This window comes from Proteiniborus sp. MB09-C3 (assembly GCF_030263895.1).
In the GTDB taxonomy this organism is placed as follows: domain Bacteria; phylum Bacillota; class Clostridia; order Tissierellales; family Proteiniboraceae; genus Proteiniborus.
On the sequence record NZ_CP127161.1, the window covers coordinates 2,447,367 to 2,466,626 of the forward strand.

Sequence of the window (19,260 nt, forward strand, 5' to 3'; positions counted from 1 at the left end):
TGAAATTATGTCTAGAAAACAATCTGTGAAGGGGAAAGAAAAGGCAGCAATTCTTTTAATAACTCTAGGTCCTCAAAAATCAGCAGAAATTTTTAAACATTTAAGTGATGAAGAAATTGAAGAGTTAACCCTCGAGATAGCAAACATGAGAGTTGTTTCACCTGAAGAAAAAGAGAGTGTTTTAGATAGTTTTTATCAACTATGCTTAGCGCAGGAGTACATATCTGAAGGTGGTATTAACTATGCAAAAGATGTCTTAGAAAGAGCATTAGGCTCACAAAAAGCTGTTGATGTTATTAATAGATTAACAGCATCGCTTCAGGTTAGACCTTTTGAGTTTGTTAGAAAGGCGGATCCTAACCAGATACTGAACTACATACAAAATGAGCATCCTCAAACAATTGCTTTAATATTAGCCTATCTAAGGCCGCATCAAGCTGCGCAAATATTAGCAAAATTATCTGTAGACAAGCAAGCGGATGTAGCTAGAAGAATTGCAGTGATGGATAGAACTTCGCCTGAAGTAATAAAGGAAATTGAACGTGTGATTGAAAGTAAATTTTCTACACTTGTTTCTCAAGATTATACTACTGCTGGAGGAATATCTACAATTGTATCTATATTGAATTCTGTTGATAGAGGTACAGAAAAATACATAATGGAAGAACTTGATATTAAGGATGCAGAATTGTCCGAGGAAATAAGAAAGAGAATGTTTGTATTTGAAGATATAGTAACTCTTGACAGCAGGTCTATTCAAAGATTTGTTAGGGAAATCGACAATAGCAGGTGGGCTGTTGCTCTTAAGTCTGCTAGTGATGAAGTCAAGGATGTTATCTTCAACAACATGTCTAAGCGTTTGGTTGAGATGATTAAAGAGGATATGGAATTTATGGGTCCAATTCGAATTAAAGATATTGAAGAAGCTCAACAAAGCATTGTTAATACAATAAGAAAACTAGAAGAAGAAGGTGAAATAGTAACACCAAGGGGAGGAGACGATGTAGTTGTCTAATATTATCAAATCTTCTCAAGTAAGAATTGTAAGTCCACCTGTTCACAAAAACTGTGAGCAGGAAAATAGGGAAGCAGAATTAGCTGATAAAATTGCAGAAGCAGAGTTAACGGCAAATATAATCATTGAAGATGCAAGGATTGAGGCTGAAAACCTAGTTTTAAACGCAAGGAAGGATGCTGAAAAGGTTCTTGAAGATACCCACTTACATGCAAAAAATATATGCGATGCTGCTAAAGAAGATGGGTATAAAGAAGGATTCGAGAAGGGATACAATGAAGGAAAGAAGGTTTCTGATGAGCTAATTGAAGAAGCCAATGAGATTAAGAAAAGCTATTTAAGAGAAAGAGAAATAGTTCTTTCAAATATAGAAAAAGATGTCATCAATATGACGATGTCTTTGTGTGAAAAAATAATACATAAAAAACTAATAGATGATGAAGAAACTATAATTTCGATAGTATTAAAAGGAATAGACAGTTTAAATGTAAAAGAAAACTTATTAATTAAGGTTTCCAAAGAGGATTATGATGTTGTTGAGATGTCTAAACAGAGAATATTAGCTATGGCAAATCTAGTTGAAGATATCCAAGTGCGTATAGACTCTACATTATCAAGAGGTGGATGTATAATAGAAGGCTCAAAGGGTAATGTTGATGTAAGCGTAGATATGCAAATAGAAGAAATGAAAAAGCTTTTAACTACTTTACTTAATAGCGAGTGATAATCATGCATACTATTAATATTCAAAAATACTTAGATGTAATAAAGGGTGCAGAATTTATTAAATACAATGGCGAGATTACAAAAGTAACTGGCCTAACTATAGAATCAAAGGGTCCCCAATCAAATATTGGCGAACTATGCTATATAAAGCCTTTTAATTCGAGCAGTCCTATCATGGCAGAGGTAGTAGGATTTAAGGAAGACAAGATTCTGTTGATGCCATTTGGTGATATGGAGGGGATTGGTCCAGGAAGTAAGGTAATTGCTAGTGGCCATTCCTTACAAGTAAGTGTGGGGGAAGAATTAATAGGAAGAATTTTAGACGGATTAGGAAGTCCTATGGATGGCAAAGAACCTATTGTAACTATTAAGCAGTACCCTGTTTCAAATATGCCTCCTAATCCTCTTCAAAGGACAAGGATTACTGATGTCATACCATTAGGAGTCAAATCAATTGACGGATTGCTGACCTGCGGAAAGGGGCAAAGAATAGGAATATTCGCAGGAAGCGGTGTGGGGAAAAGCACTCTGATGGGTATGATTGCGAGAAATGCAAAATCAGATATAAACGTTATAGGACTAATAGGTGAAAGAGGTAGAGAGGTTAGAGAATTTATTGAAAATGATCTAGGAGAAGAAGGATTAAGAAACTCTGTAGTAGTAGTAGCTACTTCAGACCAACCAGCTCTAGTTAGGATGAAAGGAGCATTATTGACTACTGCAATTGCTGAATATTTCCGTGATAAAGGTAAGAATGTAATGCTAATGATGGATTCTTTGACAAGATTCGCCATGGCCCAGCGGGAAATAGGACTAGCTATTGGCGAGCCGCCAGTTACCCGTGGATTTACACCATCAGTTTTTTCTGTATTGCCTAAGCTCTTAGAAAGAGCAGGCACATCTTCTGTTGGCAGCATTACTGGTCTTTACACAGTTCTGGTTGATGGTGATGATTTAAATGAACCAATTACAGATGCCGTGAGAGGTATACTAGATGGGCATATTGTTCTCACTAGAAAGCTAGCGAATCAAAACCACTACCCTGCAATTGATATACTACAGAGTGTCAGTAGAGTAATGCCTAGTATTTGCTCTAAAGAACATATAGATATGTCAAATGAAATTAAAGATATATTAGCAACCTACAGAGAGGCAGAGGATTTAATTAACATTGGCGCTTATAAGCTAGGCACTAATCCTAAAATAGACAGAGCAATAAAAATAATTGACCAAATTAATGGCTTTTTAAAGCAAGATAAAGACTCAAGTTATTCATTTGAACAAATAACTGAAATGTTAGAAATTATTATAAATAATTCTAATACGAACTAGCATTATCAAGGAGTTGATATTATGGGAAAGTTTGTTTTTAGATTAGACAAGGTATTAGAATACAGAGAAAAAATTGAAGATATCAATAAAACTGAGTATGGAAAAGCAAAAAGAAATCTTGACGATGAGATTGTTTTATTTGAAGAAATCTTATCTCATAAAGAAAGTATTGGTTGTGAAAGAGATAAAATGGCTTCAAGTGCTACAATAAATGATTTAAAAAATTACAACTTATATTTGAAAAATGTAAAAGAAAAGCTAATCAATCAAAAAGAAATAGTAGAAAAAGCTCAAAACAAAGTTGAATTGGCTAGAAATAAACTTATTAATTCTTCCATAGATAAGAAAACACTTGAGAATTTAAAAAATAGAGATTTTGATAATCATTTATATGATATGAAAAAGAAAGAAGAGAAAATCATAGATCAGGTTGTAAGCTATCAAAGCAGTATGAAATAGTGGGGGACAAAAATGCCTAAAGAAAAAAAGAGCAAAGAAATATTTAAAGTCATACTAATATTTGCCTTAGTTTTTATATTAGTACCTATAGTAGTTTTTGCATTAGTATATGCTATGAACGATAATTTTAAAAAAAGTGCTAATGAATATTTTAGAAATACTCCCGGCGTAGTTGGCGAATATTTTAGTAAATATCCTACAGAAAACGAAAAAGCAGAAAAAGAGCTTTTTCTTGCAAACTACTATCTTTCAATGAATGAAGAAAATTCTGCTGACAAGCTGTATATTATTAAAAAGTCAAATGAAGAATTATTTAATAATATTATAAAAAAAATGAATCAAAAATCACCAGCTAAGACAAAAAACATTATCAGCTCGGTCAGAAATATTGAGCTTCGAAAAGATTTACTTCATACCTTATATGAAGAAATAAAAGAGGAGCAAAAAGTAGCCTTAGGTGAAGAACTAAAAAGACTAGAAGGCTTAGAGCTGAGCTTGGCTATAAAAGAAGTCGAGATGATGATTGAAAAAAATGGCGGCAAAGAAGATCTTGGAAAAATATTTGAAAATATGAAGGAAAATATTGCTGTTGATATTCTCTATTACATACAACCTGATATTCAGAGCCAAATAATGACCAATATTGAAACAAAAAAAAGAAAAGAAATTACTACACTTTTGCTTAAAAAAGGGAAAAAAGAAGAAGAATTAATAAAGAAATCTGAAGTATATGAGGCAATGGATACTGAAAAGGCTTTTTCTGAGATCGGCAATAGTAATACATATAAAATTGAAGATTTATCAATAATTTATATGAACCTTAGTATAAAGAAGGCAGCAGGTATTTTATTAGACTCAGACGATAGCTTTATTAATGAACTTATTTCAAAGATAGAGACAATGGAAGACCTAGTTGGAGAAGATGAGTCAAGAGCTGTAAAGATAATGGAGACTATTAATTTTAAAAAGCAATATGATAAAAAAATATCTGAGTTAGTAGCACTATATGAAAAAATGGAAGCTGCTGATATAGTGAAAATTGTAGAAAAAATGATGGCAAACAAAAATAGTGTGACAGTATTTGAAATTGATGAGAATCCAATTTATACTATATCTGATTCTTCAATAATTATGGATGTATTGAAGAATATGAAAAAGCAAAAGATATCTCAAATTCTAAGCATTATGGATCCGGATAAAGCAGCTGAAATTACCAGAGAGCTTGCAATTCAATAGAATATTCTTATTTGAAAGGGGGTGAAAAAATGATAACAAATGATTTTTTTATGTTCATTTCTAAAGCAGATGTTAATAATGGAAAAGGTAATCAAGCAAGAACAAACGAAATGAAGAAAAATGGGGCCTTTGAAAGTATTCTTAATAGTAAGAAAGAAGCTTCCAATTATTCAAAATCAAACACGAGAAATAATTTTCGGACAAGTCCTGTAAGTAATCAAAATTATAATGTGAAAAAAGCACAGGCTCCAGAAAATACAACTAAAGAACAAGCTAAAGTTAATGATTCTTCTGTAGATAATCGCAATAATCAAAGTAAAAATGCTGACTCCACTAAGGTAATGAATAGTGATAAAGAACATTCTAATTTAGAAGAAGTTAATGAAGAAAATGTTACTGATGATTCAAACAATACTTATGATTATCTAGCTTCATTTATGTTAGGTACAGTTGATCTAGATAAGACCCTAGATTTAAATGAGTTATCTAGTGAAGTAACTGAGGAGCAAATGCTTAATGCAACAACCTCCATGGAACTAGTAGTTAATCCAGATGTAGTTGATGATATGACTACTACACATACGCAACAAAATCCTGAAGCTTTGACTAAATCAAATGAAACTAATAATTTACACGAGCTAGATGGTGATATTACATTAAACTTTGACTTTGAATTAAATCAAATTAATAAAGAGGAAAAGGAAGCTACACTTTTTACAGATGAGACTATAGAATTAGAAAAGAATATAAGTAAAGAATTTAAAGCTAGCAACTTTATTCTTAATACCTACCATAGCGAAGAAGACCAAAGCATTGAACAGGATACTGATACAATAATCAAGACTGATTTTGATGAAAAAGTTGTTACTCTACAGAATGCAAATAATGAAAAAGGCTCTGGAAATGAAGAAAAGGTAGAATTTATAGAAGAACTAGATACGCAAAGAATTATTGAACCAAGAGATGAAGGTGTCTTTTCACAATTCAATGATAACAATCTTAACTATCATGGAAAAGATCTAGGTAATGGATTAAAGACTATTACTAATGAAAAAACAGCGGCATTTAATAAGGAAAGTATTTTTGAACAAATAGTAGAAAAAGTGAAAATAGACATGGACAATAAAGATGAGATTAGAATTAAGCTTAAGCCTGACTTTTTAGGAGAAGTATCCTTAAAACTGCTATCAGAAAAAGGTGTAATTACAGCTAAAGCTTATGTAGAAAACTATAATGTCAAGCAGTTAATAGAGTCTAACTTAGATAATCTTAAGGAAAACATGAAGGAGCTTGGGATTAATTTTGAAGCATTGGATGTTTCAGTTGGCAAAGATTCAGGATTTGACAAAAAGAATTCTCAGGCATGGAAACAAGAACAGAAACTTAGAGCTAAAAAACCAAGCATTGATAAAGCTTCTATAAATTCAGCGTATCAAGAGGAAATAGAACAAGTAATTGGAGGCTTATATTCAGCAGAAGGGAATATTGATTTAATTGTATAGGTGGTGAGATGATGGATGTAAACAATGTAGATGACAAGCTTATATGGCATAAATTTGGCAATACGGCAAAGGAAGCAGAAGAAACGAATAATAATGGAATGCTTGGAAAAGATGCCTTCTTAAAGCTATTGATAACACAGCTCAGAAACCAAGACCCTTTAAATCCTATGGAAGATAAAGAGTTTATAGCTCAGATGGCACAGTTTAGCACATTGGAACAAATGCAAGAGATTAACAAGAATATGTTATCTTCTCAAGAGCAAACATTGGATTTACTAGATAAGATGAATGAAAATCAAGTTCTTGGAAGTGTTCAAATTATTAAAGAGCTGATGAATATTAGGAAAGCTATAGAAGCATATACGGGAGAACCCATAGAAAAACCAGAAGAAACTCCAGAAGAGACGCCAGAGGAAACACCAGGAGATGATAAGGTTGAATAAAATGGATATACAAAATATTAGTTTTAAAATTCTTAATAACAATAAATTAGGACAGGCACAACAGATTCGTCGAGATGTTCCTAAAAGCAGCTTTGATGAATTACTTAAAATAGAGGAACAAAAGCAAAGCATTAAGTTTTCCAAGCATGCAGTAGAAAGAATGCAGGTCAGAGATATTAGCCTAGACAATATGGAAATGACGAGGATTGAAGAAGCTATTGATAAAGCTTCAAAAAAGGGAGTTAAGGAAGCGTTGATATTAATGGACGATAAAGCATTTATTGCAAGCATTAAAAACAAAACTATCGTTACTTCTGTAAATAAGGAACAACTAAAAAACAACATATTTACCAATATAGATGGGGCTATAATAATATAACTGGACCTTTTTAAGGAAGTTATTTATGTCTAACTGATAGAGGACATATAGTAGCCTAAAAGGGAGGAAAATTAATTATGATGAGATCAATGTATTCAGGAGTTTCAGGACTCCGAGTCCATCAAACAAAGATGGACGTCATAGGTAACAATATTGCTAACGTAAATACAGTAGGATTTAAAAGAGGACAAGTTACATTCCAGGAAGTATTCAGTCAAGTAGTTAGAGGAGCTTCAGCACCACAAGGCGGAAAGGGAGGTACTAATCCGCAGCAAATAGGTTTAGGAGTCAATATTGGTTCAATAAGCACAGTACATACAAAAGGAGCTGTTCAAAGAACAGATAACCCAACTGACTTAATGATAGATGGTGAAGGCTTTTTTGTAGTAACGGATGATCCTAACTTTCAGAATAAATTCTATACAAGGGCAGGTAATTTTGACGTAGATGGTGCTGGAAATTTAATAACAGCAGATGGATTTAAGATTTTAGGCTACAAATTTGTAGATGGAAAATGGACAAGCGAAATAGGACCTATAACTATCAATAAAACAGAGACAGTTCCACCAACTACTACTAAAGATGTTGAATTTAGAGGAAATTTGGATTCTAGAATAGGGCTACCCTATAAAACAGTTGAGGTCACAGATAACTCAGACCCAGATAATCCTGTAACAAAATATAAGCTAGTATTGAACCCAGATGGATTTCACAAGACAGATACAATTATAAGAGACAGCTTAGGAAATGGATATAAAGTTGAATTTGAAATTTTTAGAGATTTTGCTGAAGCAAAAGATAGATTCGATACTAGTGGTGAATGGCCTGAAGAATACGATGGTACTGAATATGCTACAAAAGCAGAAGCAGAAGCAGCACTATTGAATGGTATTTCCACGGGAGCTTGGAAAACACGTATGGTTTCCGTTAAGCCTTTAAATGGTGATTCTGAAATAGTGCCTAATAATGCAAGTCTATTTCATGATCTAGTGTTCAGTACAGAAGGAAAATTAGTTAGTGGTAATAAATTTACCTTGGAGATTACTAAAGCTGGTGTAGGTTTTGGTAAAGTAGATAGTAATGGAGTATATGGAGGTAAAATAGAATTTGATTTGTCCAAGCTAACTCAATATGCCAACGAAGCAGATGCTAAGCCACATGCATTAAATGGAAATACAGCAGGTGTTTTAGACGGATTTGCTATAGATGCTACTGGTACTATTATAGCCAGCTTTACAAATAATGAGAAAAGAGAGCTAGGTCAGCTTATACTTGCTAAATTTGATAACCCAGCAGGGCTCCAAAAAATAGGCAATAACTTCTTTATAGACACAAGGAACTCTGGAGAGGCTCAAATTGGAAGAGCTGGAACTACTGGCTTAGGAGCAATAGCACCTGGTTCACTTGAAATGTCAAACGTAGATTTGTCTCTAGAATTTACTGAAATGATTACTACACAAAGAGGCTTCCAAGCAAACTCAAGAATCATAACGACATCTGATGAAATGCTGCAAGAGCTAGTTAATATGAAGAGGTAGGAAAAACCCATAAACTTTAATTAGGCAGCATTGCTGCCTAATTAAAGAAAAAAAGGATGGTTATATGATTAGAGTTAGCAGATTTAACAATACTGAGTTTATGATTAATTGTGAGCTTATTGAAATTATTGAAGAAACTCCTGACACAGTCATTACATTAACAACAGGAAAGAAATTTGTTGTAAAAGAATCTATGGAAGAAATAGTTAACAGGATAATTGAGTACAAAGGCAGTATCAATTATCTTAAAATTACGAAGTAAAAAGAGGTGTGGCTAATGGACATAGCAACAATTATTGGTTTTATAGCTGCTATAGGCTTTACAGTTTGGGGAATAATGGATTCAGGCGATATAGGAAATTTCTATGATTTTTCTTCAATTGTCATAGTATTTGGAGGAACCATCGCTTCAACTTTAGTAGCTTATCCATTAAAAAAAGTAATAGGAGCTATGAAAGCAATTAGAAAAGCTTTTTTTGTAAAAACATTGGATCCTAGTGGAGTAATTAGCCAGCTAATTGAGCTTTCAAATCTTGCAAGAAGAGAGGGTTTATTAGCACTAGAAGAGGCTGGGGAAAAAGCAGAAGATGAATTTTTAAAGAAAGGAATTATGCTAATAGTAGATGGTACTGACCCAGAGCTTGTAAGGAATATTCTTGAGACAGAACTAACTTTCCTAGAAGAAAGACATAAGGACGGGCAAAGTGTATTTGAGTCTATGGGTAGCTATGCTCCAGCTTTTGGTATGATAGGAACACTTATAGGGCTTATAAATATGCTAGTTGGCATGGAAGATGCATCAAGTGTTGGGCCAAACATGTCTGTTGCACTAGTAACTACTTTTTATGGTTCCTTGTTAGCGAATGCTGTATTTATTCCTTTAGCTAACAAGCTTAAAGGTAAAAGTAGCGAAGAAATATTACTTAAAGAATTGATGGTAGAAGGACTTCTTTCTATACAAGCAGGAGAAAACCCTAGAATAATAGAAGAAAAGCTAAAGACCTTCTTATCACCAGAGATAAGGAAGAATTATAAAAAAGGGTTTGAAAGTGAAGATGCATTGTAAAAAATACATAAACTGAATTAAAAAGGAGTCGTAAAAATGAGTACTAAAAAGATTTTTCTCTTAGCTATTATTTCCTTTGTTATGATAATGATGATAATCGGTGCTGTTTTCTTGTTGATTTCATATAAAAACAATAGTGAGAAAAACACATCAAAAGAACTTTATTATTATGATGTAGGTGAAATGTATTGCAACTTAAGAGAGAGTAAAAAAATAATTAAACTGAAAATTACTATTGAGGCGACAGATAAAAAAATTATTGAAGAGCTTGATAAAAAGAATTTTTTAATTAAGCATGAAATTAATGCTATAATGATTAATAAGAATGAAAAGGATTTAGAGGGAAAAGAAGGAATATTAGTACTTCAAAGTGAAATATCTAATAGATTATCAGAAATTTTTAATTCAAAGGATATTACAAAAATTTACTTTGAAGAAATTATTGTACAGTAGGGAGGTAACAATATTGGCTGAAGTTTTATCACAAAATGAAATAGATGCCCTACTTAACGCTTTAAGCTCTGGCGAAGTTGATGTTAAAGAGATGAAGGACGATAGCTCCGAGAAAAAGATTAAAAAGTATGATTTCAGAAATCCTCAGAAAATAGCTAAGGATCAGCTAAGAACATTGGAAATTATACACGATAACTTTAGCAGGCTTCTACAGACTTTTTTATCAGGATATTTAAGGGCTCCGGTAAAGGTTTCTGTTTTAACAGTAGACCAGTATGCGTATAGTGAATTTACAAATGCTATTTCCAACCCTGCTTTTCTTTCATTAGTTGATTTTGAGCCTTTAGACGGACAAATTATTATAGATATTTCGTCTAACGCTGCATTTGCAGTTATTGATCGCTTATTAGGCGGTGATGGAGAAAAATTAGTAGATGTTAGAAGCTTTACAGAAATTGAACTAACATTGCTGAAAAACATGATGAAAAAAATTATAGGCCTTATAGCACAGGCTTGGGATAATGTGATTATTTTAACACCATCATTAGAAAAAATAGAGACAAACTCTCAGTTCGCTCAAATTATTTCTCCAAATGAGACAATAGCATTAGTTACCATGAATTTATCGATAGGAAGTATAGAGGGGCTGATTAATATATGTATTCCACATATAGTCATAGAACCTATTTTAGAAAAGCTGAGTACAAAGCTATGGTTTTCAACTACTAAGAAAGAGGCTGCTGATACAGATAAAGAACTTCTTCATAGAAGAATTAAAAACACTTATGTTAGCTTAAATGCTAATCTTAGTTCAGCAAGAGTTACTGTAAGAGATTTATTAAACATTCAAAAAGGCGATGTTATTATGCTAGATAATATGGTTGATGACGAGGTTTATATAAATGTGGGTACACAACTAAAGTTTTATGGGAAGCCTGGTAGTAGCAAGAACAAAGTAGCAGTTCAGATAACTAGAGTTCAAAAGGAAGGTGATGTAACTGATGACTAATAACATGCTAAGTCAAGAAGAAATCGATATGCTATTAAAAGGGAGCTATGATAAAGTAGAAGATGAAACGATTAATGAAGTGGAAAAAGATGCATTAGGTGAGATAGGAAATATAAGCATGGGTACTGCAGCAACTACCTTGTTTACACTTTTAGGGCAAAAGGTTATTATTACTACTCCTAAGGTTTCTTTAACTACAATAAGAGAAATATCTGAGCAGTATCCTATACCTTTTATTGCTGTTAATGTTAAGTATAAACAAGGGCTACAAGGAACTAACCTATTGATACTTAAAAGCCATGATGTCAAAGTGATTACTGATTTGATGATGGGTGGAGATGGTACAAATGTCGATAGAGATATTAATGAAATGGATATCAGTGCTATTAGCGAAGCTATGAACCAAATGGTTGGATCTTCATGCACATCCTTATCAGAATTATTTTCAAGTTTTATAGATATTGAACCTCCAATGGCATTTCAGATTAATTTAAATGAAGGTATTGATATTGACGCTTTTACCTTTGATGAAACCATTGTGAAAGTTTCATTTAAAATGATAGTGGGAGATTTGATAGATAGTGAAATAATGCAGCTGATACCATTAAAATTTGCGCAGGATATGGTAAATCAGCTTTTAGAAAAGGATGAGGCGGAAGATTTAAGTGATATTAGTGAAATTGAGGATTTAAATTATTCTTATGGAGCTGATGAATCCTTGGAAACATCAATAAAACAAAATACTTCATCAACGCAACAAATAATGCATGATGAAAGAGACTTAGAAAAAAGCAACAATATTAAACAAAACCCTGTAAATATGAAAAAATTTGAGTTACATCAATTTGAAACGGCTGAGAATAAAGTATATAATGAGGGCATCGAGTTAATCAATGAAATTCCTATAGATATTACTGTAGAATTAGGAAGGACTACTAGAAAAATTGGAGAAATTTTAGAGTATGGCCCAGGAACTATTATTGAACTGGACAAGCTCCTAGGAGAGCCCCTAGAAATTTATGCAAATGGGAAATTTATTGCAAAAGGTGAGGTTGTAGTTATAGATGATAATTTTGGTGTTAGGATAACCGATATTATAAGTCCATCAAAAAGAATAAGCAAGAATTAAGGGAGGAATTTTTATGGCAAATGGAATATTGATTGTAGATGATGCAGCATTTATGAGAATGATGATAAAAGATATTCTCACAAAAAATGGATTCAATGTAGTAGGTGAAGCAGAAAATGGGGCAAAAGCTATAGATAAATATAAAGAGCTTACGCCCGAGCTAGTAATCATGGATATTACAATGCCTGAGGTAGATGGTATTCAAGCTGTTAAAGAAATTAAAAAGATCGATAATAGTGCAAAAGTAGTAATGTGCTCTGCTATGGGGCAGCAGGCTATGGTTATTGAGGCCATACAGGCTGGGGCTAAGGACTTCATTGTAAAACCCTTTCAAACTGATAGAGTAATTGAGGCTGTTAAAAAAGTTTTAGGATAGTTTATTTAAATACAAATTTTCAATTGGGTGTGATGTCTTAGTGATGGCTGAAATTGTAAAAACAACAATATATTTAGGTTCTTTTATAATTGTAATATTTTTAGCCTTTTTTTTTACAAAGTACATAGCTAGAAAATCAAGCTCATTAAGTAGAAGTAAAAATATCAAAATAATTGAAGCTATTTCATTAGGAAATAATACTAGAGTATTTGTTATTGAGATATTTGAAGTCATCTATATTATCTATGATAATAATTCACACTTACTATTATTGGATAAGTTTAATAAGGAAGATATGAATACTCAATTCATGGATTCTGGAACTGAAAAGGCTGAAATTAATAGTGTTGTAGAGAAATTTTTAATGCGAAAGGATAATATTATTAATAAGCTAGGTAAAAAGAAATAGAGATTAGAACAAAAGCCACAATTGTGACAAATATTATAGGGTAAATTACATGAGAAAAGATAAGGAATGGGATTATGAAACTAACTTTTAGAATATCTTTAATTTTGCTTATAATTATGCTTTTTATTACAGGAACTAGTTATGCAGCACCTCAAGCTCCATCATTTGATGGGGCATTAGGCTTTATTAATGGCAGTAGCGACAATGCTGGATATGTCTCAGCTATTCAGCTATTGATATTATTTACGATTTTATCTTTAGCGCCATCAATACTGATTATGATGACCAGCTTTACTAGAATAATTATTGTTTTATCTTTTCTTAGAAACGCAATAGGAACACAGCAAACTCCGCCAAATCAAGTTTTAATTGGAATAGCTTTGTTCTTAACATTTTTTTTAATGGCTCCTATAGCCGCTGAAATTAATCAGGAAGCAATTCAGCCCTACTTAGCAGGTGAAGTGGGGCAGGAAGAAGCTTTAGATACTGCAATGGGCCCCATAAGGGAATTTATGTTTAAACAGACTAAAGAGAAGGATATTGCACTTTTTTTAAGGATTGCTAAAATCGATAAGGTAGATAAACTTGAGGATATTCCTACAAGGGTGCTAATTCCTTCGTTTATAATAAGCGAATTAAAAACAGCATTTCAAATTGGCTTTATTCTATACATCCCATTTTTAGTCATTGATATGGTAGTGGCTAGTACATTAATGTCTATGGGAATGATGATGCTTCCACCTGTTATGATATCATTGCCATTCAAATTGCTGCTTTTTATAATGGTAGATGGATGGAACCTAATAATTGGGCAGATTATTTCTAGTTTTAAATAATTGAGGAGAGATATTATGAGTCAAGGTGAAGTATTAAATATTGCACAGCAAGCTCTTAGAACAATCCTAATGGTATCGGCTCCAATGCTTGGATTTGGGCTACTGGTGGGATTATTAGTTAGTATTTTTCAAGCAACTACACAAATCCAGGAGGCAACTCTAGCTTTTGTACCTAAAATAGTCGCAGTGTTTATATCTATTTTAGTATTTGGCCCTTGGATTTTGAATGTGCTAATGGACTTTACACTAAATCTTATAAATAACATAAATACATATATCAATTAAACTGAGGGATTAGCATGGAAGCCTTATTAATAGACACATTAAATAAATACCAAATTTTTTTATTGATTTTAGTAAGAATGGCAGGGCTTTTCCTGATTACTCCAATATTTAGTAGAAATAACATTCCTAATGTACTAAAAATTGGTTTTTCATTTTTTTGTTCGATTATATTAGTTAATGTTATGGAGGTTGAGATTTTAAATCTAGCTCCTTATGAATTAATATTATTTTCAATTAAAGAGCTGTTAGTAGGTCTAATGCTAGGCTTTATATCCTACCTTTTTTTCACTACCCTGTATTTAGCTGGACAAGTTATCGACATGCAAACAGGCTTTGGTATGGTTAATGTATTAGATCCACAGCAAAATATACAAGTACCTATAATGGGTACCTTTTACTATATAATTACCGTATTGGTTTTCCTTATTATAGACGGTCATCATACCTTGCTAGAGGCTTTAGTAAAATCTTATGAGTATGTTCCAATTGGGCAATTTAGATTTTCAGGAGATATGATTAATCAGTTGGTGCGTATCCTTACTCAAACCTTTATCGTTAGTTTTAAAATAAGTGGGCCTGTTTTGGCTGCAATTTTTTTAACTGATGTCTTATTAGGTATATTAGCAAAGACAATGCCTCAGATGAATGTATTCATAGTAGGAATGCCTTTAAAAATATTTATAGGAATAGCGACAATAATAATTACCTTGCCTTTATTTATTGCTACTCTTCAGAATATTTTTTCTAATATGTATGAGGAGATTTTTAACTTTTTAAAGGTTATTCAAAAAGGATGATAAATGTGAGCTTAAATTTAATAATTAATCTACAACTATTTTCTGAAGAAAAAACGGAAAAAGCGACTCCCAAAAGAAGAAGAGAAGCCAGGGAAAAGGGACAAGTGCTTCAAAGTAAAGAAATTAATTCTGCGATTATCATTATAGTTTCCTTTGCATGCTTAAAAATCCTTGGAGGATATATGTTTAATCATTTATTATCTTTTTCGAATAATTTTTACGAAGACTACTTTCCAAATCTTGATATATTTAATACTAAGGATATTAATATATTGATGATGAGATTAACTAGTATTATAGTAATTATTGTTGGTCCATTGACGGCAATAATATTGCTATTTGGGGTGTCAACTAGCTATTTGCAGGTAGGATTTTTGTTTACTACCAAAGCTCTAGAGTTTAAATTGAGTAGATTAAATCCTATTGAAGGATTTAAAAGGATAATCTCAAAACGGTCTTTAGTAGAATTAGTTAAATCATTATTTAAAATTATAGTTGTAGGATATTTAATATATGTATATGCAATTAAAGAAGTATATAATATTTTCAAACTAATGGAGCTTAACATTGAAAGCATAGCAACCTATATAGGAAATATAGTGGTCAATGTTGGAATTAGGTCAGGAATTGCTCTTTTGGTTTTGGCTATATTTGATTATGGCTATCAATGGTGGGACTATGAAAAGAACTTAAAAATGTCTAAACAGGAAATAAAAGAAGAGTTTAAACAAACTGAGGGTAACCCTCAAATAAAATCGAAGATAAGAGAAAAACAGAGACAAATGGCTATGAGAAGGATGATGCAAGATGTGCCTAAAGCGGATGTAATTATTACAAACCCAACTCATTTTGCTATTGCTCTAAAGTACGATAAAGATATGTATGGTGCTCCCTATGTATTAGCTAAAGGAGCCGATTTAATTGCTAAAAATATTAAAGATATAGCTAAGAAGCATGGGATACCAACTGTAGAGAATAAGCCTCTTGCACAGACATTATATAATACAGTTGAAATAGGTCAAATAATACCTGAGGAACTCTATCAAGCAGTAGCTGAGGTCCTTGCCTATGTTTACAGTCTTAGATACTAAAAGGAGGATTCTATGAAAAAAGGGGATATTTTCATAGCAATTGCGGTAATTGCTATAATAATGCTTATAATAATTCCAGTTCCTATGGGAGCTTTAGATGTCTTGTTAAGTCTCAATATTTCTCTGGCATTGCTTATCCTTATGATTTCTATGTATGCAAAGGATGCGCTCCAATTTTCTATATTTCCTTCATTATTACTGATAACCACTTTATTCAGGTTATCTTTAAACATATCTACTACTAGGTACATTTTAAGCGAAGGCCAAGCAGGAGATGTTATCGAAGCATTTGGTAACTTTGTTATACAAGGAAATGTTTTTGTAGGTCTTATTATATTTCTTATTATTGTAATCATCAATTTTATAGTAATAACAAAAGGTGCAGAAAGAGTTGCAGAAGTAGCTGCTAGATTTACTTTGGATGCCATGCCAGGTAAGCAGATGGCCATAGATGCAGATTTAAACTCAGGATTAATTACCGAGCAGGTTGCTAAAACCAGAAGAAAAGAAGTACAGCAACAGGCAGATTTTTATGGAGCAATGGATGGTGCCAGTAAATTCGTTAAGGGAGATGCAATTGCAGGGATTATTATTACATTGGTCAATATTACTGCGGGTCTAGTTATTGGAGTTGTGGTAAAAAAGCTACCTATAGGGGAGGCTTTAGTTAAATATACTTTATTGACAGTAGGCGATGGTTTAGTAAGCCAGATTCCTGCACTTTTAATTTCTACTGCTACTGGTATTGTCGTAACAAGGGCAGCTTCCGAATCAAACCTTGGCCAAGATATTTTAACTCAACTTTTTGGAAACAATCCAACACTGATGTATATAGTTGGTGGGGTACTACTCTTTCTTGGAATAGCAACGCCTTTACCTAGTGGACCTTATTTAACTTTAGGAGCCATATTTGTATTTGTAGCCTATACTATGAACTCAAATAAGAGAAAAAATGAACATGAAGAAATAGAAATTTCTCAATCGGCTGAAATAGAAGAAATACGAAAACCAGAAAATGTTATGACCTTACTAAAGGTAGAAGATATTGAGCTTGAATTTGGTTATGGAATAATACCTTTGGCAGACATAAATCAAGGCGGGGATTTATTAGATAGAGTCGTAATGATAAGAAGGCAGGTTGCACTAGAGCTTGGAATGGTTGTACCTATTGTAAGGATACGCGACAATATTCAGCTCAATCCCAATGAATATGTAATCAAGATAAAAGGTGTTGAAATAGCAAAGGGAGAAGTCCTTTTTGATCATTTTCTTGCCATGGATCCAGGCACTTCTCAGGGAGATATAATTGGTATAGATACTATAGAGCCTGCTTTTGGTCTGCCTGCTAAGTGGATAACAGAGCAAGAAAGAGAAAAAGCTGAGGTCTTGGGCTATACTGTAGTAGACCCTCCATCAATAATTGCAACCCACTTGACGGAAATTATCAGAAGAAATGCCAGTGAGCTTCTAAGCAGGCAAGATGTCAAGGTGTTAGTAGACAATGTGAGAGAGGAGCATCCTGCTTTAATTGAAGAGCTTACTCCTAAGCTCTTATCAATCGGAGAGATACAAAAAGTTCTAATTAACTTATTAAAGGAACAAATTTCAATCAGAGACATGGTAACTATATTGGAAACCTTAGCTGATTATGCAGCTATCACTAGAGACACAGAAATGCTTACAGAATATGTAAGACAAAAGCTTTCTAGATATATTACAAAAAAATATGTAGAAAAAAACAAAATAAAAGTAATAACGCTAGATAGCGAATTAGAGCAGCTAATTATGGAATCAATTAACCAGACTGATACAGGATCGTATTTGGCTATTGAACCTAACAAAGCTCAGAATATATTAAATAAGATTATAGTGAATATTGAAAAGATGACTTCCATAGGATTACAACCTATTATTTTAACTGCACCTATTGTTAGAATATATTTAAAAAGATTGACTGAACAGATAACTAAGGATTTAATTGTTTTATCTTATAATGAAATAGACTCTTCTGTTGAAGTGCAATCAATTGGGATGGTGACTATATAATGAAGGTAAAAAGGTTTATAGGTGATTCAGTTCAGGAGGTAATGGGTAAAGTAAAAAAAGAGCTAGGCTCAGATGCTATAATATTGCATACTAGAAATATTAGACAATCTGGCTTTTTAGGCCTTTTTAAAAAAAACCTAGTAGAAGTCGTTGCAGCTCTTGAGGAAAACAAAGTAGAGCATAGACATAGCTTAAATACTTCAAATGGCATATCGAATAGTGGAATAAATAACAGCTTAAGATATGAAGGCAATTCTTTAAAGTCTAAGGATCATCTAGAAGACGAAATTAGAAAGATTAGAACAATGATGGAGACAATGGTTAATACATTAGATTTTAAAAAGTCTGAATTACCTAAAGAACTATCAAAATATTTAGATTGCCTTATTGCTAACGGAGTCAATGATGAAGTCGCATTTCAAATATTAACTAGGATAAATCAGCAAATTAATATTGCAAATAAAGATAGCACTCAGGTACAGGAAATAGTTTTATATAGTATTAAGGATTATTTGGGGGAATCATGTCCTATTACTTATGATGGGAAACAAAAAGTAATATTTTTCGTTGGCCCCACAGGAGTAGGAAAGACAACAACCTTGGCGAAAATAGCAGCAAATTTTTCTATAAACAATGGATATTCTGTTGGTATGATTACTGCTGATACTTATAGAATTGCAGCTGTTGAACAAATAAAAGTATATTCTGAAATTATGAATATTCCTATTAAAGTAGTATATGAAATAAAGGATATTTATAAATCTCTGTCGAATTTTAGAGATATGGATATTATTCTTGTAGATACTGCTGGAAGAAATCATAAAAATGGGGAACAAATGAATGAAATAAAAGAGCTAATTGAATCAGTAAACAATAAGGAGATACATCTTGTTATTAATGCCACTACAGATTTTAAAACTATTAAAGATGTATTAGATAGATATAGTTTTATTACCGACTTTAAAATAATATTCAGTAAAGTTGATGAGGCAAATAATCTAGGGAATATACTTAATACAAGGTTCTATTTTGATAATAAAATATCCTATTTAACAACTGGGCAAAATGTTCCTGATGATATAGAAGCACCTAATATGGAAAATTTAAGCGAGAAATTGATTGGGGAATGAAAT

At 32.5% G+C, this 19,260-nt stretch carries 22 protein-coding genes; all 22 read left to right on the top strand.

The genetic code is table 11. From position 1 onward, the window contains the following. The first annotated feature begins 7 nt into the window (after positions 1-7). A complete protein-coding gene (gene fliG, locus QO263_RS11900) occupies positions 8-1,015 on the top strand; it encodes a flagellar motor switch protein FliG (protein WP_285621663.1) in 1,008 nt (335 codons plus the stop codon). Beyond that, a complete protein-coding gene (locus QO263_RS11905) occupies positions 1,008-1,739 on the top strand; it encodes a FliH/SctL family protein (protein ID WP_285621664.1) in 732 nt (243 codons plus the stop codon). Before fliG ends, QO263_RS11905 begins: the two co-directional genes overlap by 8 nt. A gap of 5 nt (positions 1,740-1,744) precedes the next feature. Continuing rightward, a complete protein-coding gene (gene fliI / locus QO263_RS11910; protein ID WP_285621667.1) occupies positions 1,745-3,073 on the top strand; it encodes a flagellar protein export ATPase FliI in 1,329 nt (442 codons plus the stop codon). A gap of 21 nt (positions 3,074-3,094) precedes the next feature. After that, positions 3,095-3,532, top strand: a complete 438-nt coding sequence (fliJ, locus tag QO263_RS11915; RefSeq protein WP_285621669.1) for a flagellar export protein FliJ — start codon at positions 3,095-3,097, stop codon at positions 3,530-3,532. A 12-nt stretch (positions 3,533-3,544) separates the two neighbouring features. Beyond that, positions 3,545-4,768, top strand: a complete 1,224-nt coding sequence (locus QO263_RS11920) for a MotE family protein (protein ID WP_285621671.1) — start codon at positions 3,545-3,547, stop codon at positions 4,766-4,768. Between the two features lie 29 nt (positions 4,769-4,797). Further along, on the top strand, positions 4,798-6,270 hold the full coding sequence (locus QO263_RS11925) for a flagellar hook-length control protein FliK (protein WP_285621673.1): 1,473 nt from the start codon (positions 4,798-4,800) through the stop codon (positions 6,268-6,270). An 11-nt stretch (positions 6,271-6,281) separates the two neighbouring features. Further along, entirely contained in the window at positions 6,282-6,713 is a 432-nt protein-coding gene (locus tag QO263_RS11930) for a flagellar hook capping FlgD N-terminal domain-containing protein (RefSeq protein WP_285621674.1), read from the top strand. A 1-nt stretch (position 6,714) separates the two neighbouring features. Beyond that, entirely contained in the window at positions 6,715-7,092 is a 378-nt protein-coding gene (locus QO263_RS11935; protein ID WP_285629292.1) for a TIGR02530 family flagellar biosynthesis protein, read from the top strand. 77 nt (positions 7,093-7,169) lie between these two features. Next, the gene (locus QO263_RS11940; protein ID WP_285621677.1) at positions 7,170-8,630 is read left to right on the top strand and encodes a flagellar hook protein FlgE; all 1,461 of its coding nucleotides are present in this window, start codon (positions 7,170-7,172) and stop codon (positions 8,628-8,630) included. Between the two features lie 64 nt (positions 8,631-8,694). Then, the gene (locus tag QO263_RS11945) at positions 8,695-8,892 is read left to right on the top strand and encodes a flagellar FlbD family protein (protein ID WP_285621683.1); all 198 of its coding nucleotides are present in this window, start codon (positions 8,695-8,697) and stop codon (positions 8,890-8,892) included. A 15-nt stretch (positions 8,893-8,907) separates the two neighbouring features. After that, positions 8,908-9,696, top strand: coding sequence for a motility protein A (locus QO263_RS11950; RefSeq protein WP_285621685.1), 789 nt, complete (start codon positions 8,908-8,910; stop codon positions 9,694-9,696). Positions 9,697-9,732: 36 nt separating this feature from the next. Further along, positions 9,733-10,149: a flagellar basal body-associated FliL family protein gene (locus QO263_RS11955; RefSeq protein WP_285621687.1), complete on the top strand. Its 417-nt coding sequence runs from the start codon at positions 9,733-9,735 to the stop codon at positions 10,147-10,149. Positions 10,150-10,162: 13 nt separating this feature from the next. Beyond that, positions 10,163-11,158, top strand: a complete 996-nt coding sequence (gene fliM, locus QO263_RS11960; RefSeq protein WP_285621690.1) for a flagellar motor switch protein FliM — start codon at positions 10,163-10,165, stop codon at positions 11,156-11,158. Continuing rightward, on the top strand, positions 11,151-12,287 hold the full coding sequence (gene fliY, locus QO263_RS11965; RefSeq protein ID WP_285621691.1) for a flagellar motor switch phosphatase FliY: 1,137 nt from the start codon (positions 11,151-11,153) through the stop codon (positions 12,285-12,287). Before fliM ends, fliY begins: the two co-directional genes overlap by 8 nt. A gap of 13 nt (positions 12,288-12,300) precedes the next feature. Then, a complete protein-coding gene (locus tag QO263_RS11970) occupies positions 12,301-12,663 on the top strand; it encodes a response regulator (protein WP_285621694.1) in 363 nt (120 codons plus the stop codon). Positions 12,664-12,706: 43 nt separating this feature from the next. Then, on the top strand, positions 12,707-13,072 hold the full coding sequence (locus QO263_RS11975) for a flagellar biosynthetic protein FliO (RefSeq protein WP_285629294.1): 366 nt from the start codon (positions 12,707-12,709) through the stop codon (positions 13,070-13,072). 74 nt (positions 13,073-13,146) lie between these two features. Continuing rightward, entirely contained in the window at positions 13,147-13,908 is a 762-nt protein-coding gene (fliP, locus tag QO263_RS11980) for a flagellar type III secretion system pore protein FliP (RefSeq protein ID WP_285621696.1), read from the top strand. 15 nt (positions 13,909-13,923) lie between these two features. Next, on the top strand, positions 13,924-14,193 hold the full coding sequence (gene fliQ, locus QO263_RS11985; protein ID WP_285621699.1) for a flagellar biosynthesis protein FliQ: 270 nt from the start codon (positions 13,924-13,926) through the stop codon (positions 14,191-14,193). Between the two features lie 14 nt (positions 14,194-14,207). Then, on the top strand, positions 14,208-14,990 hold the full coding sequence (gene fliR / locus QO263_RS11990) for a flagellar biosynthetic protein FliR (protein ID WP_285621702.1): 783 nt from the start codon (positions 14,208-14,210) through the stop codon (positions 14,988-14,990). Between the two features lie 5 nt (positions 14,991-14,995). Continuing rightward, complete coding sequence (gene flhB, locus QO263_RS11995; protein ID WP_285621705.1) at positions 14,996-16,081, top strand: flagellar biosynthesis protein FlhB; 1,086 nt, start codon at positions 14,996-14,998, stop codon at positions 16,079-16,081. 12 nt (positions 16,082-16,093) lie between these two features. After that, the gene (flhA, locus tag QO263_RS12000) at positions 16,094-18,127 is read left to right on the top strand and encodes a flagellar biosynthesis protein FlhA (protein ID WP_285621708.1); all 2,034 of its coding nucleotides are present in this window, start codon (positions 16,094-16,096) and stop codon (positions 18,125-18,127) included. Next, entirely contained in the window at positions 18,127-19,257 is a 1,131-nt protein-coding gene (gene flhF, locus QO263_RS12005) for a flagellar biosynthesis GTPase FlhF (RefSeq protein WP_285621711.1), read from the top strand. The genes flhA and flhF overlap by 1 nt, the downstream gene beginning before the upstream one ends. Positions 19,258-19,260: the final 3 nt, after the last annotated feature.